This window comes from Veillonella rogosae JCM 15642, assembly GCF_002959775.1.
GTDB classification, from domain to species: domain Bacteria; phylum Bacillota; class Negativicutes; order Veillonellales; family Veillonellaceae; genus Veillonella; species Veillonella rogosae.
Map to the genome: position 1 here is coordinate 82,108 of NZ_PPCX01000012.1, position 16,587 is coordinate 98,694.

12 protein-coding genes are annotated in these 16,587 nt (G+C 40.8%); all 12 read right to left on the reverse strand.

Annotation, left to right across the window (positions count from 1 at the left end):
- Window positions 1-2: 2 nt before the first annotated feature.
- Window positions 3-941, reverse strand: a complete 939-nt coding sequence (meaB, locus tag VRHSUH09_RS08945; protein WP_105081965.1) for a methylmalonyl Co-A mutase-associated GTPase MeaB — start codon at window positions 939-941, stop codon at window positions 3-5.
- A gap of 79 nt (window positions 942-1,020) precedes the next feature.
- Window positions 1,021-1,416, reverse strand: coding sequence for a cobalamin B12-binding domain-containing protein (locus VRHSUH09_RS08950; protein WP_054746841.1), 396 nt, complete (start codon window positions 1,414-1,416; stop codon window positions 1,021-1,023).
- Between the two features lie 28 nt (window positions 1,417-1,444).
- Complete coding sequence (locus VRHSUH09_RS08955) at window positions 1,445-3,091, reverse strand: acyl-CoA mutase large subunit family protein (RefSeq protein WP_105081966.1); 1,647 nt, start codon at window positions 3,089-3,091, stop codon at window positions 1,445-1,447.
- A 29-nt stretch (window positions 3,092-3,120) separates the two neighbouring features.
- A complete protein-coding gene (locus VRHSUH09_RS08960) occupies window positions 3,121-4,626 on the reverse strand; it encodes a succinyl-CoA:acetate CoA-transferase ScpC (RefSeq protein WP_105081967.1) in 1,506 nt (501 codons plus the stop codon).
- A gap of 520 nt (window positions 4,627-5,146) precedes the next feature.
- The gene (locus VRHSUH09_RS08965) at window positions 5,147-6,388 is read right to left on the reverse strand and encodes an O-antigen ligase family protein (RefSeq protein WP_105081968.1); all 1,242 of its coding nucleotides are present in this window, start codon (window positions 6,386-6,388) and stop codon (window positions 5,147-5,149) included.
- 9 nt (window positions 6,389-6,397) lie between these two features.
- Complete coding sequence (locus VRHSUH09_RS08970; protein ID WP_105081969.1) at window positions 6,398-7,705, reverse strand: bifunctional folylpolyglutamate synthase/dihydrofolate synthase; 1,308 nt, start codon at window positions 7,703-7,705, stop codon at window positions 6,398-6,400.
- Window positions 7,706-7,717: 12 nt separating this feature from the next.
- Window positions 7,718-10,375: a valine--tRNA ligase gene (locus VRHSUH09_RS08975; protein WP_105081970.1), complete on the reverse strand. Its 2,658-nt coding sequence runs from the start codon at window positions 10,373-10,375 to the stop codon at window positions 7,718-7,720.
- 21 nt (window positions 10,376-10,396) lie between these two features.
- Window positions 10,397-11,287, reverse strand: coding sequence for a twin-arginine translocase subunit TatC (gene tatC, locus VRHSUH09_RS08980; protein WP_105081971.1), 891 nt, complete (start codon window positions 11,285-11,287; stop codon window positions 10,397-10,399).
- Between the two features lies 1 nt (window position 11,288).
- A complete protein-coding gene (locus tag VRHSUH09_RS08985) occupies window positions 11,289-12,260 on the reverse strand; it encodes a polyprenyl synthetase family protein (protein WP_105081972.1) in 972 nt (323 codons plus the stop codon).
- On the reverse strand, window positions 12,257-12,955 hold the full coding sequence (gene yihA / locus VRHSUH09_RS08990; RefSeq protein WP_105081973.1) for a ribosome biogenesis GTP-binding protein YihA/YsxC: 699 nt from the start codon (window positions 12,953-12,955) through the stop codon (window positions 12,257-12,259). Before yihA ends, VRHSUH09_RS08985 begins: the two co-directional genes overlap by 4 nt.
- Entirely contained in the window at window positions 12,955-15,264 is a 2,310-nt protein-coding gene (lon, locus tag VRHSUH09_RS08995) for an endopeptidase La (protein WP_105081974.1), read from the reverse strand. The genes yihA and lon overlap by 1 nt, the downstream gene beginning before the upstream one ends.
- 65 nt (window positions 15,265-15,329) lie before the next feature.
- A complete protein-coding gene (gene clpX / locus VRHSUH09_RS09000; protein ID WP_105081975.1) occupies window positions 15,330-16,583 on the reverse strand; it encodes an ATP-dependent protease ATP-binding subunit ClpX in 1,254 nt (417 codons plus the stop codon).
- Window positions 16,584-16,587 lie beyond the last annotated feature (4 nt).

The window sequence follows — 16,587 nt, forward strand, 5'->3', positions numbered from 1 at the left end:
GTCTACTTTAGCACGCTTGTCATTACGCCGTTAACAACTGTGTACGGATCGCTTTCGCGTTCATTAACAGCTGTCACTTGGCTATTAAATTCGTCGCTAGTAATGATTTTTTCAGCTACATAACGACCAATTTGTTCATTAATCATTGCGATGATTTCATCACGAGTACGTTCTGCTCGACGAGATTCCAATTCACCAGAATCTTCAAGATACTCAAAATGTTCATCTAAAGCGTCGATGAGTTCATCTACGCCTTGGTCCTTGCTAGCAATGGTGCGCTTAATTGGTGGGCGCCATTTCACTTCACGAGAATCAAGGTCAAGCATCATTTCAATTTCTACATTCAAACGATCGCAACCATCTCGGTCAGCTTTATTGATAGCAAATACATCGCCGATTTCAAGAATACCCGCTTTGATAGCTTGGATATCGTCACCGAGACCAGGAACAAGTACAACTAATGTAGTATCTGCATTTTTTACAATGTCTACTTCAGATTGACCTACGCCTACTGTTTCAATGATAACTAAATCCATACCAAAGGCATCCATAAGTTTTACAACGTCTGCAGTCTTTTTGGATAAACCACCAAGACTACCACGCGTGCCCATGCTTCGAATGAATACATTTTCGTTTAATGTTAAGTCGTTCATTCGAATACGGTCCCCCAAGATAGCACCACCAGAGAATGGGCTAGTTGGGTCGATGGCAACGATGCCGATTTTTTTACCTTGATCTAAATAATGTTTTACAACTTTATCTGTCAATGTACTTTTACCAGCACCAGGGGCCCCAGTAATACCGAGAATACGTGCATTCCCTGTTTTAGGGTAAATAGCCTTCATAATATCAATGGCATTTTCATACTCGTTTTCTACAGCTGTGATGGACCGTGCTAAGGCTAGTCGAGAACCTTCAAAAAGTCCTTTAACTAAATCCATTCGCTTCACCACCTATCTTTGAATATGGGAATAGAGGGATTCATCTATTCTAAATGAGTCCCTCTCACCCATGCATTAATTATTTAACGTTTTCGTTGATGAATTTAACGATATCGCCAGTTGGTGTACCAGGTGTGAATACAGCAGCTACGCCAGCTTCTTTCAAACCAGGGATATCAGCGTCAGGAATAACGCCACCGCCGATTACAAGTACATCGCCCATACCTTTTTCTTTCAAAAGTTCAACAATTTTAGGGAACAATGTGTTGTGAGCACCGGAAAGAAGGGATAATGCAACTACATTAACGTCTTCAGAAAGAGCTGCTTCAACGATTTGTTCTGGAGTTTGACGAAGACCTGTGTAGATTACTTCGAAACCAGCATCGCGAAGAGCGCGTGCTACTACTTTTGCACCACGGTCATGACCATCAAGACCTGGTTTTGCTACGATTACTCTAATACGTTTTTCTGCCATGATTTATTACCTCCGAAATTAGCCGATATTATAATGTGGAATGAGCTTCGTATTCACCGAATACTTCGCGCAATACATTACAAATTTCACCCAATGTAGCATATGTTTTAACTGCATCAAGAATTAATGGCATCAAGTTAACATTTTCGTCAGCTGCGCCAACTTTAAGAGCTGCTAATGCTGTGTCAACTGCTGCTTGATCGCGGTTAGCGCGAACTGCTTGAGTTTTCTTGGATTGGTTAACACCTACGGAAGCGTCTACGCGAAGCAAGTCTTTTGGAGCTTCTTCTTCAACTTGGAATTTGTTTACGCCAACGATTGTGCGCAAGCCAGATTCAACTTCCATTTGCCATTTGTAAGCGGATTCTTGAATTTCTTTTTGGATGTAGCCTTTTTCGATTGCTACTACAGCGCCGCCCATTTCATCAATTTTCTTGATGTAAGACATAGCTTCGTCATAGATAGCGTTAGTCATAGCTTCTACATAGTAGGAACCGCCCAATGGGTCAACTACGTCAGCTAAACCAGATTCGTAAGCCACGATTTGTTGAGTACGAAGAGCTACTTGTACAGATGCTTCTGTAGGAAGAGCCAAAGCTTCGTCACGAGAGTTTGTATGTAAGGATTGAGTACCGCCCATTACAGCAGCTGCAGTTTGAAGAGCAACACGAACGATGTTGTTGTCAACTTGTTGTGCAGTCAACATGGAACCAGCTGTTTGAGTATGTACACGAAGCATCATGGATTTTGGTTTTTTAGCACCAAAACGTTCTTTCATGATAGTTGCCCATAAGCGACGGGATGCGCGGAATTTAGCAACTTCTTCAAGTACGTTGTTATGAGCATTCCAGAAGAAGGAAAGACGACCAGCGAAGGAGTCAACGTCAAGACCAGCTTTCAAAGCTGCTTCTACGTACGCGATACCATCTGCAATTGTGAATGCGATTTCTTGCGCTGCTGTGGAACCTGCTTCACGGATATGGTAACCGGAGATAGAAATTGTATTCCATTTTGGAACGTATTGAGAACAATATTCGAAGATATTAGTGATCAAACGCATGGAAGGTTTTGGAGGGAAAATGTAAGTACCGCGAGCTGCATACTCTTTCAAAATATCATTTTGAATTGTACCCATCAATTCAGTGGAAGGTACACCTTGTTTTTCAGCTACTGCGATATACATTGCCAACAAAACAGACGCTGGAGCGTTGATTGTCATGGATGTGGATACTTTGCCAAGGTCGATGCCGTCGAACAAGATTTCCATATCTTTCAAGGAGTCGATCGCAACACCTACTTTACCAACTTCGCCTTCAGCTACAACATCATCAGAGTCATAACCGATTTGTGTAGGCAAGTCAAATGCACAGGAAAGACCAGTTGCACCGGACTCGATTAGGTAACGGTAACGTTTGTTGGATTCTTCAGCAGTTGCGAAACCTGCGTACATACGCATTGTCCAGAAACGGCCACGGTACATAGTAGGTTGTACACCACGAGTATAAGGGAATTCGCCAGGCATCCCCAAATCGCGCTCATAGTCGAAACCTTCGATATCAACTGGTGTATACACACGGTTGTATTTCAAGTTTTGACGTTCTGGAGTTTTTGCACTTCTTTCGTCACAAAGTTTGTTATACTCAGCAATTTGGGCTTTTAAGTTTTCGTAAGCCATGTTTTCATCATCCTCCTAAAAAAACAGGTTTATTTTTTCATGCTTCCAGTTTCTGTGAAGCGTTTATGCCAAGAAAGAGCTTCATCAAGCAACATAGGTGTATGGGCATTCTTAGTTGCTTCTAATGCTTTTTCTAGGTATTCAGTTAACATTGGTTTGTAGTCTGGGTGAGCACATTTTTCAATGATCAAACGAGCTCTTTCCACTGGGCTCAAACCACGGCAGTCAGCCACACCTTGTTCTGTACAGAAAATCATAGTGTCATGTTCTGTATGATCTACGTGAGATACATAAGGAACGATAGAACTGATGTCGCCATTTTTAGCAACGGAGTTAGTACAGAAGATTGTGAGGTATGCGCTACGAGCGAAGTCGCCGGAGCCGCCAACACCGTTCATCATTTTGCTACCCATAATATGAGTAGAGTTTACGTTGCCAAAAATATCAAATTCAATTGCAGTATTCATGGCAATAACACCAAGGCGTCTTGCGATACCAGGGTTGTTGGAAATTTCTTGAGGGCGAAGAATAATTTTTTTACGGTATTCATCGATATTGTCATAGAAACGTTTCAACCCTTCTGGGGAAGGACTCAATGCAGTACCGGAACATACAGTTACTTTATCTGCATCGATAAGGTCAAACATACCATCTTGAATAACTTCAGTGAAGATAGACAAGTTAGTGAATGGACCTTTAGCAAGACCACTGATTACAGCATTTGCTACGGAACCTACACCAGATTGCAATGGAAGTAAGTTTTCTGGCAAGCGACCACCTTTAATTTCTTCTTGGAAGAAATCAATTAAGTGTTGGCTCATTGCTTTCGCATCATCATCGATAGGAGCTAGAGGTCTAGTTGTATCAGGGATGTCGCAAGGAACGATAGCCACAATTTTTTCAGGGTCGCAAGGAATTGCATCAGTACCAATGCGATCACCAGGTGTTTCCAATGGAATTGGTTTACGGTATGGTGGATCGAGAGGCTCGTAGATATCATGCATACCTACCAAGGAAAGTGGTTGGGATACGTTTACTTCTACGATAACTTTTTTTGCTTGGCTCACAAATGTTGGGGAGTTACCAACAGATGTTGTAGGAACAATAGAACCATCTTCGTTGATTTGAGCAGCTTCGATAATCGCTACATCTAAATCGCCAAAGAAGCCATAGCGAACGTTTTGTGCCATCAAGCTTAAATGCATGTCGATATAATTTATTTTACCGCCATTTAAAGCTTTACGAGTGTCATTGTTAGTTTGATATGGGAAACGACGATGGATACCGTTAACGCGAGTTAACGCACCGTCAGCTTCATCACCTACAGAAGCACCTGTCCACAAATCGATTTTGAATGGTTCTTTTTCCATTCTTTCTGCCAATGCCAATGGCACAGCTTTGACATAACCGGATGGAGTAAAGCCGGAAATACCAACTTTATCATTTGGGTTAATCAAAAGAGCTGCTTCAGAAGCAGTGACAATTTTACCTTGGAGGGCCGCACTTTTTACGCGGTCTTTGATGTCTATCACCATTACCATCTCCTTTAAGAGTAACATTGTATAAACGACAGTTTGATCTCTTGGTCGTTCCTTAAACCGACTTCATCGTAGTCCAGAACCAATGTATTGTCAACTTATATGACTAAAATGTATTTTTTTATACACTTCACCAGTGCATTATGACTAAAACGCATAGATTTTCATATTTTCACATAAGTTTTATTCACATCGTTATAACTCACAGGAATTATCGATTTAGTAGTATATATTGATGTTTTTCGGTTAAATCGAACTATCTCTATACAATATATAGAACCTTTTCAATATAAAAACAACATCTTATACACAAGAAATGAACCACACACCTCCCTATAAAAATACAATGATATGCAAAAAACCGGCTTTCAAATGCTAACAATAATGTTCAATTATGTCTAACATTAGAAAACCGGTTAATAATACTTATACTTTACCCTACCATGGAATGTATTAATTATACCATATTATGAAATTATATAGCTACCATAAAATATGCTAATTATACATAATATACCTATTTTATATGGTCACTTGCTGAAAGTTGTACTTTCACAAAGGCTCCAACCCAGCCTAACAATTGCCAAAATACAATGGTCACTTGATGGCTATAGAGCTCAAAGTCAGATAAACCACTAATGAGAACAGCCACCGCTAAGGCGCCTACGCCTATTTGTGCTGCTTGTCGGAATAGATCCCCTTTTAATCGTATAGATGTAATTACATGACCTACGATAACTGCAAGGAATGATAACAAACCTGGAATACCTATTTCGGCTAATATGTTCAAATATAAATTGTGCGCATGATACATTAAAACATTAGGGCCTTGAATATAGTAGTTATACTCAGGATATACTAAGTAGAATGTATTCCAGCCAATACCAAAGATAGGATTTTCTCGTATGATATACATAGTACTATCCCACAATGCCCAGCGAAGATCCGCTGACGTATCGTGACCTTGGAATATAGACCAAAGTCGTGACGCAATTTCACCTTCATAGAAGTACAAAATGACCGGTACGGCTAACAAGGATAGGAAAAGGCGCCGCTCTACAAAGATTGCCCAATAGAGAATCATAGCGGCAAAGCTAATCCAAATACCACGAGAATAGGTTAAAAGCATCGTTAAGAATAAAACGATACCTATGATGAGCATCGTCACCACGTCACGGGTGCGATTTTCTTTCATATAAACGAGAATATAACTAATGCATACGCTTAACACCATCAACAAATAAGCCCCTAACAAGTTAGGATTTTGTAATGTTGATGCCATACGGCGCATCAATGTCGGAAACTGTGCAGCATCTACCCATTCTTTTATATGTATATTAGGAACAAATAGATACTGATAGGCCCCAATAACACAGACAAGAACTGCAGTGCCTAAAAAAGCACGTAGATAATAGTTCCATTGTTTAGGCGTTTGAATATAGGTACGCACTAAATAGTACATCCCACCACCTGCTACAATTTGGTAGAACCAACTTTGAATAGACCAGTCCCAGTTTGGTGACATGAGCGATGATAAACCAGTCCAGATAACAAAGATCATCACGGACCAAGATAGATATCCGGTAGGTAAGCTCAAAGACTTACTAGATATTAAATCATATAGCGCCAGTCCTATAGCTAGCCAAAGGAGTACATCCCCTACCATCGGTTGCAACGGCATAGCCACGACAACACCGTAAATTAGCCGTTCAATATAAAAGGTCAGTCGCTTCTGATTAGGAATAAGTGAGAGTTCCATAATCTCACCTTAGTGACTCATCTCATGGTTAAACCACTGACGAGCATCCCCTAGAATATATAACGAACCGCATACGGCAATAATATCACCAGTCTTAGTATGCTTATAGGCCAATGCCAAAGCCTCCTCAACAGAGTCAGCAGTTTGAGCCGTCGCCTTTGGTACAATGCGTCGAATGACCTCAACCAAAGCTTCAGGTACTTCCGTTCTATCTGTTGGAGCCGGTACAACTAAAACTGTATCCCCTGCGTTAACAACCTCACGAATGATAGCCTCTTGGTTCTTATCTTTAAGAATGGCCATAACAATTGTTTTTGAAGTATCTTTAAATAATTCAGCATAAGTCATACCGAAAGATTCAGCCCCTGCCGCATTATGAGCACCATCAAAGATAAAGGTGCGATCTAGCCCGCGTTTAACTTCGAAACGACCAGCCCACGTAGTGCGAGCAAAACCTTCGCGCATTGTTTCTTCACTAATACTCTTATCTTCTTGCATCAATAGGCGCACCGCCATTAACGCACAAGCGAGGTTTACAGATTGGTGAATACCTGCCATCGTCGTAAAGAGCATAGCAGGCGCTGCATCATTAGTACTGACCGTAATCATTTGACCGCCTGTTACAGCACTTCGACTATCGATGCCAAAATCTTTATTGAAAGCATACAGTTTAGCATTCTTTTCTTTGGCTACGTCCTCAATAATACTGAGAGGCGTACCTTGTGCAGCTGTTACGACAGGTACGTTAGATTTGATGATACCCGCCTTATGACGTGCAATGTCCTCAACAGTATCACCACAGTACGCTTGATGATCCATAGATACATTAGTAATAACAGATACTTTAGGAGTAACGATATTAGTAGAGTCTAGCAATCCACCTAAACCAACTTCTACTACTGCATAATCTACGCCTTGTTCTTTAAAGAACAAGAATGCGGCTGCCGTCAACATTTCAAATTGCGTCGGTGCCTCTACTCCATTACTGATGATAGTATCTACTGCTGCTTTTACACGATTGATTAATTCACCGAAGGCTTCCTCTGTAATATTTCCATCATTAATTTGAATTCGCTCCGTATAGGATTGAAGGTGAGGCGATGTAAATCGCCCCACCCGTAATCCACTTGTAAACAGTGCGTAGGAAATATATGAGGTAACCGAGCCCTTACCATTCGTACCTGTCACATGAACAATTTTATAGTCCTCTTGCGGATTCCCAAGGGCTTCCATAAGAGCTGTAATTCGTTCAAGGCCAGGCTTTATACCGAATGAGGATGCCTGTTCTAAATAGGCTAAGGCCTCTTGATATGTCATATAAACCTCCTATTATAAGGTTTCAAGGAACGCTTCACGTTCCAATAACGCTTGTTGTTTTTGTTTATATTCTTCTAACTTTTCTTTTTCTTTTGCTACTACAGCTTCTGGAGCTTTTGCTAGGAAACCTTGATTAGACAACTTGCCTTCCAAACGGGAAATTTCTTTTTCCATTTGGATTTTTTCCTTCCCGATACGCTCTCTTTCTTTTTCACCATCGATTAAGTCTTTAAGCAAGAGATATACTTCCATACCATTTACAACTGTTACAGTTGCATTTTCTGGTTTTGGATCATCGGCACCAAGAATAGTTACCTTTTCAGCCCAAGCTAATGTTACGAAGTAATCACTATGATCTGCTACCGTTTGAGCTAATGCTTCATCTGTTGGTGCTACGATAACCTCTGCTTTTTTACCTAACGGCACATTCATTTCAGCACGCATGTTACGAATGCCTTTAATAGCATCCATCATCACTTCCATTTGACGAGCTGCACCGTCAAGATTGTCGAAGTTCAATGCTTCTGGCCATTTAGTAACTACGATGCTATCCCCTTCATGAGGCAAGTGTTGCCAAATATGTTCTGTTACGAACGGCATGAACGGATGTAACAACTCAAGCATTTGACGCAAGATAGTTACAAGCAAGTATTGAACTGTACGACGATCGCGTTCATTGCTTTCACTATACAAACGAGGTTTCGCCAACTCAATATACCAGTCACAGTACGTATTCCAAATGAAGTCATATACAGAACTTGCCGCTTCACCTAATTCAAATTTATCGAGGTTAGATGTTACGCTTTGTACTGTTTCATTGTATTTTTGAATAATCCATTGATCAGCTAATGTTAAATCATCTGCAGTTGGAACGAAGCTTTCATCATAATTCGTAAGATTCATCAATACGAATTTAGAAGCATTCCAAATCTTGTTAGCAAAGTTACGGTTCGCTTCTACACGCTCCATGTAGAAACGCATGTCATTACCAGGTGTATTGCCTGTTACAAGAGTGAAACGCAATGCATCGGCACCAAATTGGTCAATAACATCAAGTGGATTAATACCATTGCCTAAGGATTTACTCATCTTACGACCTTGGCTATCGCGAACAAGACCGTGGATGAATACGTGTTTGAACGGAATTTCATCTTCGAACTCAAGAGCCATGAAGATCATACGCGCTACCCAGAAGAAGATAATATCGTAACCAGTTACGAGAACACTTGTTGGGTACCATTGTTTAAGCTCTGGAGTTTGGTCAGGCCAGCCCATCGTAGCAAATGGCCACAAGCCAGAACTGAACCATGTATCAAGAACGTCTGGATCTTGTGTTACATGACCATGACAATGAGGACATTCCGTAATGTCTTCACGACTTACGATAGTTTCACCGCAGTCATCACAGTACCATGCAGGAATGCGATGGCCCCACCATAATTGACGAGAAATCGTCCAGTCGCGGATGTTTTCAAGCCAGTTTACATATGTTTTAGTGAAGCGTTCAGGCACAAACTCTACTTCATGGTCTTTAACAACTTTAAGAGCTGGCTCAGCCAACGGTTTCATATCTACGAACCATTGTTTAGATACCATTGGTTCGATAATGGTATTACAACGAGAGCAATGACCTACTGCATGGTCATGGTCATCGATTTTTTCAAGCAAGCCTAACTCTTGAAGTTCAGCTACTACTTGTTTACGTGCTTGTTCACGAGGCAAGCCATTGAACTTACCCGCGCCTTCATTCATTGTGGCATCATTGTTCATAACAACGATAGATTCTAAATCGTGGCGTTGGCCCATTTCAAAGTCGTTAGGGTCATGAGCAGGCGTAATTTTTACACAACCTGTACCGAAACTTGCATCTACATAGTCATCGGCAATTACAGGAATTTCACGGTTAACGAATGGTAATACCAAAGTTTTACCGATAAGGTCTTTATAACGATCATCTTCAGGATTTACCGCTACTGCCACATCACCAAACATGGTTTCTGGACGTGTGGTAGCTACTACCACGAAGCGATTATCTTCACCTTTTACAGGATATTTAATATGCCATAAATGGCCGTGTTCATCTTCATGTTCAACTTCTACATCAGATAAAGCTGTGGCACACCGAGGGCACCAGTTGATAATGCGCTCACCACGGTAGATCAAACCTTTTTCATAAAGCTTTACGAATACTTCACGCACTGCATGATAGTAACCATCATCCAATGTAAAGCGTTCGCGAGTCCAGTCACAAGATGCGCCAAGGCTACGGATTTGTTTAACGATAGTATCACCGTATTCTTTTTTCCATTCCCATACGCGTTCTACGAACTTCTCACGACCTAAATCATAGCGAGATTTACCTTCTTCTTTAGCGAGCATCTCTTCTACTTTGATTTGAGTAGCAATACCAGCGTGGTCAGTACCAGGCATCCACAATACATTGTAACCTTGCATGCGTTTAAAACGGATGAGGATATCTTGCAACGTATTATCTAGCGCATGGCCCATGTGAAGCATACCAGTTACATTAGGAGGCGGCAAGACGATACTGAATGGTTCTTTATTAGTGTCTACTTCTTCGTGAAAGTATCCTTGATTTTCCCAATAAGAATACCATTTCCCTTCTATTTCACCGGGATTATAAGTGGTTAAATTTTCGTAGGTTTTCATCGTTCCTCCTAAAAATACTCCTTAGCGCTTCATAATCTTAGCCAATACAAACAGGCTCGTTTCATATAGCAATATCATAGGTAATGCAATCATCGTTTGAGAGAACATATCCGGTGTTGGTGAAATGACAGCACCTATGATAAAGGATATAAGAATAAATATCTTTCGTTTCGTTTTTAAAAAACGTGATGTTATTAAGTTGAAATATCCCAAGATGATTAAAATCAACGGCAATTCAAAGATAAATCCAAAAGGCAGTACAAAGGACAACACAAAATCCATATACTGACCAATGGAAAACATCGGTTGTAATTCGTCTGTAGCAAAGCCCATGAAGAACTTCACGGCCGCCGGCAATACAAGAAAATAAGAAAATACAATGCCAATTCCGAATAAACCAATCGCTACCGGCAAAATCCAGTTGGACAACTGTTTTTCTCGCACCGTAAGGGCAGGCTTAACAAAGAGCCAAATCTGATGCAGTATAATAGGCGCTGCTATAATGAGCCCCCCTACTATAGATACTTTCATATATGTAAAGAAAGCTTCAGTAGGTTTCATATAATAGAGCTTGCCCGCAGGCTTGAGGAGTATTTCTAATAATACGTCTACATAATAGTAAGAAATACACGTCCCCACAATAATGGCCACCGCCATCAGAATAAGCCGTTTTCTCAATTCAGATAGATGGCCTACAAGGGATAGCTCCCGAGCTTCATCCATCATTTTCTGTTCCATTTCAGTATAAAGAGGTTCATTCTCTGGGTCCTCAGGAACTTGTAAATTTGCCACCTTATACCGTTCTTGCTCTGCTTTTTGCTCTGCTTCACGCCGTTTTTGACGAACTACACTATCAAAAGAAGGTTTTTTTATGGGATATTCGAAATCCGGTTTTGGTTCGAATGGTTCCATATTATACCTTTCTATCAGCTAGATTTTCTACAGCCATCACAAGGAATTCCTTCCCTGGGAAATCACGTATAGCTTCAAGAGCAGCCAAAGCATCTTTGCAATATTTATCAGCTACTGCCAATGTATTGTCAATACCGCCTTGAGCGATAACGTATTCGATAATATCTTGCTCATTACCGCCATTATTCAAGGCTTTAATATCTGCAAGCAATCTATCTTTATTGTCATCATTAACGATACTTAATAAAGGATAGGTCAATAAACCTTCGCGTAGGTCATTTCCTACAGGTTTACCTGTAGTCTCAGTCGTTTCACGATAGTCCATGATATCATCTGTAATTTGGAATGCCATCCCCAAAGCGTGACCGTATTTTTTCAACTCAACGATTTCAGACTCACTCCAGCCCCCTAAGAGACCACCAAGCTCCATGCAACCTTCCATGAAGTCCGCTGTTTTCTTTTGAGTCTTAGTCATATAGCGCTCAATCCCTTGATCGATACGATATACGTCTTCCATTTGCATGAACTCGCCTTCAACGAGACATGTAATGATATGAGAGAAAATTTGTAAATACTTCATATTGGGCATTTCAGATACGATTTGGAATGCTTTGGCAAACAAGTAATCCCCACTAAGAATGGCGACTTTATTGCCTTTGTGCATATGAATTGTATCTTCACCGCGACGAATCTCAGCTTGATCTAATACATCATCGTGAATCAGGGTTGCTAAATGAAGCATTTCTACGGCTTCTGCAATTCTAATGCGCTGACGTTCTACAGATGTGCCTGCATTGGCAATCAGTAGACATAATTGAGCGCGTAAACGCTTGCCACCAGCCGCTGATAATGGTCGAATCAGTGCATTAAAGTCTTCTGCACCGGTATTAAAAGATGATGCAAGAGATTCTTCAACGCCCCCTAAATCTAGAGCAATGCGTTCCATAATCTCTAACTCATTGGTTTGACTCATGCTTCATCTCCTACTAGAACTGTATTGATGCGTTGTTGTAAAAGCTCACGACCTGTATGTTTTAAGGAGCTATATAAAATAGGCGGTGTATCCGTTGGATACATTTCCTTAATTTTAGCCAAGTTCGCAGACTTTTCTTTAGCTGTTAGCTTGTCAGCTTTAGTAACTACAATTTGTAGTGGCACACCAGCCTCAACAAGCCAGTCATAGGCCACCTTATCAATAGGCATCTCTGGATGACGACCATCGATAAGCAAGCACAACAACATCAATCGTTCAGAATGTAAAATATAATCGGCAATAAAGGAAGACCACAAATTGCGGTTTCCTTTATTTGTCTTTGCAAAACCATACCCAGGAAGGTCTACGAGGAACCAATTGTATCTGCGTTCCTCTGTTTCAGAAATATCCTCTTTTGACTCAATGTCAAAATAGTTTATCGTCTTTGTCTTACCTGGCTGGCCACTAACGAGGGCTAACCCACGATAATTACACAACGAGTTAATCAACGAAGATTTGCCCACATTAGAGCGTCCTAGGAAAGCGATTTCCACAGTATCCCCTTCAGGATATTGATCCGCCTTCACACAGGATGTATTATATTTTGCTGCTATAATACGAGGCCCCTTCGGTTCTTTTCGTGTATATTGTGGTTTTGGCCCCATTTGTTTAGTGGATTTTTTCTTTTTTTGCATTACACAAGTGCCTTTGCTAATACTTCATCCATTGTCTTAACTGGCGTAATAATGAGTCCTTCTTTTACAATGTCAGGTAATTCTGCAATATCCTTTTCATTGCCTTTTGGAATCAATACCTCTTTAATGCCATGAGACAAGGCTGCTAATAATTTCTCTTTTAAACCGCCTATTGGCAATACGCGGCCACGCAATGTAATTTCACCAGTCATGGCAATATCAGAACGAACCTTGCGATTTGTCAAAATAGATACCATAGCCAATGTCATGGTAATACCTGCAGAAGGACCATCTTTAGGCGTTGCCCCTTCTGGCAAGTGAACGTGAATATCGAGTTTCTTATAGAAATCTTCTTCAATTTTTAATGCTTTTGCATTGTGGCGAATGTAACTCATAGCTGCTTGGCCAGATTCTTGCATAACCTTGCCGAGGCTGCCAGTTAATGCCAATTTACCGGTACCATTCATAGTCGTAGCTTCACAAGGTAATACTACGCCACCAACAGAAGTCCAAGCTAAGCCATTTACATAGCCAACTTGTGGTTTCTTTTCCCGTTCTTGATCAACGAAAATCGGAGCACCTAAGAACTCATGAAGATTCTTAGTCGTTACTTTTGGTGCATCGCCACCTTCTTCGACTACTTTGAAAGCGATTTTACGGCAAATCTTAGCAATTGTTTTTTCTAAGGTACGAACACCCGCTTCGCGAGTATATTCGGAAATTACTTTTCTCAACACAGCATCAGATAATTTAACCTTGTAGTCTTCAAGGCCATTTTTCTTAATTTGCTTAGGAGTTAAGTAACGCTTAGCGATTTCTAGTTTCTCTTCTTCCATATAACTGGACAATTCAATGATTTCCATACGGTCTAACAATGGACCAGGAATATTGGATGCTACGTTAGCCGTAGTAATCCAGAATACTTCGGAGAAGTCGAACGGTACTTCGATGAAGTGATCGCTAAATGTACTATTTTGTTCAGGATCCAACACCTCTAATAATGCAGAGGATGGATCACCTTTATAGTCAGATGCGAGTTTGTCAATTTCATCCAGTAAGAATACAGGATTCTTAGTACCTACATTCTTTAGACCTTGGATCATGCGACCCGGCAAGGCGCCAATATACGTACGACGATGACCGCGGATTTCAGCTTCATCGCGAACACCACCCAAGGATGCACGGATAAACTTACGATTCATCGATTTAGCAATAGATGTGGCCAAGGATGTTTTACCAACCCCTGGTGGGCCCACTAAGCAGAGAATGGAACCACTATTTTTACCAGTTAACTTACGAACAGCTAAGAATTCAAGGATGCGTTTTTTTACCTTTTCAAGGCCATAATGGTCAGCATCAAGCATCGCATGAGCTTCCTTGATGTCTAAGCGGTCTTCAGTTAATTCATTCCACGGTAACGCCAATACCCAATCTAGGTAATTGCGCAAAATTGTTGCTTCTGGCATCAATTGTGGCATGCGGCTATAACGAGAAATTTCTTTATCAATACGCGTATGTACATCTTCACTTAAGTTAAGCGCTTTCAATTTAACGCGTAATTCTTCGGCTTCTTCCTCTGGATCACCTTTGTCACCCAATTCATCGTGGATAACTCGAATTTTTTCGCGCAAGAAATATTCTTTTTGCGCTTTTTCCATGGATTGTCGCACTTGGTTATTAATAGAATTTTCCAAATCAGAGATTTGTAGCTCCATATTTAAGATGCCTACAATCATATTTAGACGACGAGCTACAGATAATTCCTCTAGTAACTCTTGGCGTTTTAAATTATTGATTGGCAACAAGAATGCAACTTGATCAGCTAATTCACATGGATCACGCAATTCCATAACGCGCGTTACCCCTTCATCTGTAACAGATTTAGCTTCTTCTGCCCATTCACCGAATTTAGACTGTACAAGACGACGGTAAGCTTCTAGCTCTACATCGTCTTCGAACTCAGAGGCTACGCGTTCGTAGTCCCCTACATAGTACGGATCCATACTTGTAATATTCATTACGCGAATACGTGTAATGCCCTCTACAAGAACACGTACAATACCACCTGGTAAGCGTAACATTTGCTTGATTTTTACTAATGTACCCATTTGGGCTAAATCATGAACGGTCGGTGCATCAACAGCATCATCCTTTTGGGTCACAACTGCTAAAATGCGATCCTCGTTCATCGCGGCCTCTACCGCTTTAATGGATTTGTCTCGACCGATATCGAGGTGAATCACGATATTTGGGTATACAACCATGCCTCTAAGAGGTACGGTAGGGATCCCAATTTCGAGTAAATTCATACTTCCTCCAGGTATTTATATTATGAAAAGAAACTCATTCCTACACAGAAATGAGTTTCTTCGAATTACGATTTCAACTGGATGTCTTGGTCTGCCTCATTTTTGAGTATAGGTTCACCTGTGCTCAGCACGGATTCACGATTCACGATGCACTTAGTTACTTCCGGCATGGAAGGAACTTCGAACATAACGCGTTTCATCACCTTTTCAATGATAGCACGCAAACCACGAGCACCTGTTTTTCGCTGTAATGCTTCATCAGCGATTTCTTCTAATGCATCTTCAGTGAAAGTTAACTCTACACCATCAAGGGATAGAATTTTTTCATATTGTTTTGTTAATGCATTTTTAGGCTTTGTCAAAATTTGGATTAATGCATCTCTGTCCAATTGGTCTAATGTTACCATCACAGGTAAACGACCAATGAACTCAGGAATCAAACCAAACTTCAATAAATCTTCAGGTACAACATCTTTTAAGATAGCCGATACATTACGTTCTTCTTTACGTTGCACGTCTGCACCAAAACCAAGGGTTTTCTTGGCGGTACGCTTAGTAATAACCCGGTCCATACCATCAAATGCACCACCACAAATAAAGAGAATATTTGTCGTGTCAATTTGAAGCATTTCTTGATTTGGATGCTTTCTACCACCTTGAGGTGGAACAGAAGCAACGGTACCTTCTAAGATTTTAAGCAATGCTTGTTGTACACCTTCACCAGACACGTCACGTGTGATGGAAGGATTCTCAGACTTACGAGCAATCTTATCAATTTCATCGATATAGATAATGCCGCGCTCAGCCCGAGCTATATCATAATCTGCAGCTTGGATAATTTTGAGTAAGATATTTTCTACGTCTTCCCCTACATAACCAGCCTCAGTTAAGCTTGTAGCATCTGCAATAGCAAATGGCACTTCTAGCATTTTCGCTAAGGTTTGAGCCAATAGTGTTTTACCACTACCAGTAGGACCAATGAACAATACATTAGCCTTTTGTAATTCTACATCATCTACTACATTATCTGTTTGTAAGCGTTTGTAGTGATTATATACAGCCACAGCTAAAGAGATTTTAGCATCATCTTGACCAATAACATATTCGTCAAGATGAGCCTTAATATCTCTCGGCGTTGGCAATTCTTTTAAGTTGAAGTCATACGTTTCAACAGCACCCAACTCATCAGCGATGATACGTTCACATACTTCAACGCATTCATCACAAATATACACGTTAGGACCCGCCACTAATTTGCGGACTTCTTCGCTTGTGCGTCCACAAAAACTGCAGCGCATAGTGTCTTTATCTTTTGCCAAGGGG

Coding starts and splice junctions, on each gene's coding strand:
- meaB (WP_105081965.1), bottom strand. CDS start 941: ATGGATTTAGTTAAAGGACTTTTTGAAGGTTCTCGACTAGCCTTAGCA.
- VRHSUH09_RS08950 (WP_054746841.1), bottom strand. CDS start 1,416: ATGGCAGAAAAACGTATTAGAGTAATCGTAGCAAAACCAGGTCTTGAT.
- VRHSUH09_RS08955 (WP_105081966.1), bottom strand. CDS start 3,091: ATGGCTTACGAAAACTTAAAAGCCCAAATTGCTGAGTATAACAAACTT.
- VRHSUH09_RS08960 (WP_105081967.1), bottom strand. CDS start 4,626: ATGGTGATAGACATCAAAGACCGCGTAAAAAGTGCGGCCCTCCAAGGT.
- VRHSUH09_RS08965 (WP_105081968.1), bottom strand. CDS start 6,388: ATGGAACTCTCACTTATTCCTAATCAGAAGCGACTGACCTTTTATATT.
- VRHSUH09_RS08970 (WP_105081969.1), bottom strand. CDS start 7,705: ATGACATATCAAGAGGCCTTAGCCTATTTAGAACAGGCATCCTCATTC.
- VRHSUH09_RS08975 (WP_105081970.1), bottom strand. CDS start 10,375: ATGAAAACCTACGAAAATTTAACCACTTATAATCCCGGTGAAATAGAA.
- tatC (WP_105081971.1), bottom strand. CDS start 11,287: ATGGAACCATTCGAACCAAAACCGGATTTCGAATATCCCATAAAAAAA.
- VRHSUH09_RS08985 (WP_105081972.1), bottom strand. CDS start 12,260: ATGAGTCAAACCAATGAGTTAGAGATTATGGAACGCATTGCTCTAGAT.
- yihA (WP_105081973.1), bottom strand. CDS start 12,955: ATGCAAAAAAAGAAAAAATCCACTAAACAAATGGGGCCAAAACCACAA.
- lon (WP_105081974.1), bottom strand. CDS start 15,264: ATGAATTTACTCGAAATTGGGATCCCTACCGTACCTCTTAGAGGCATG.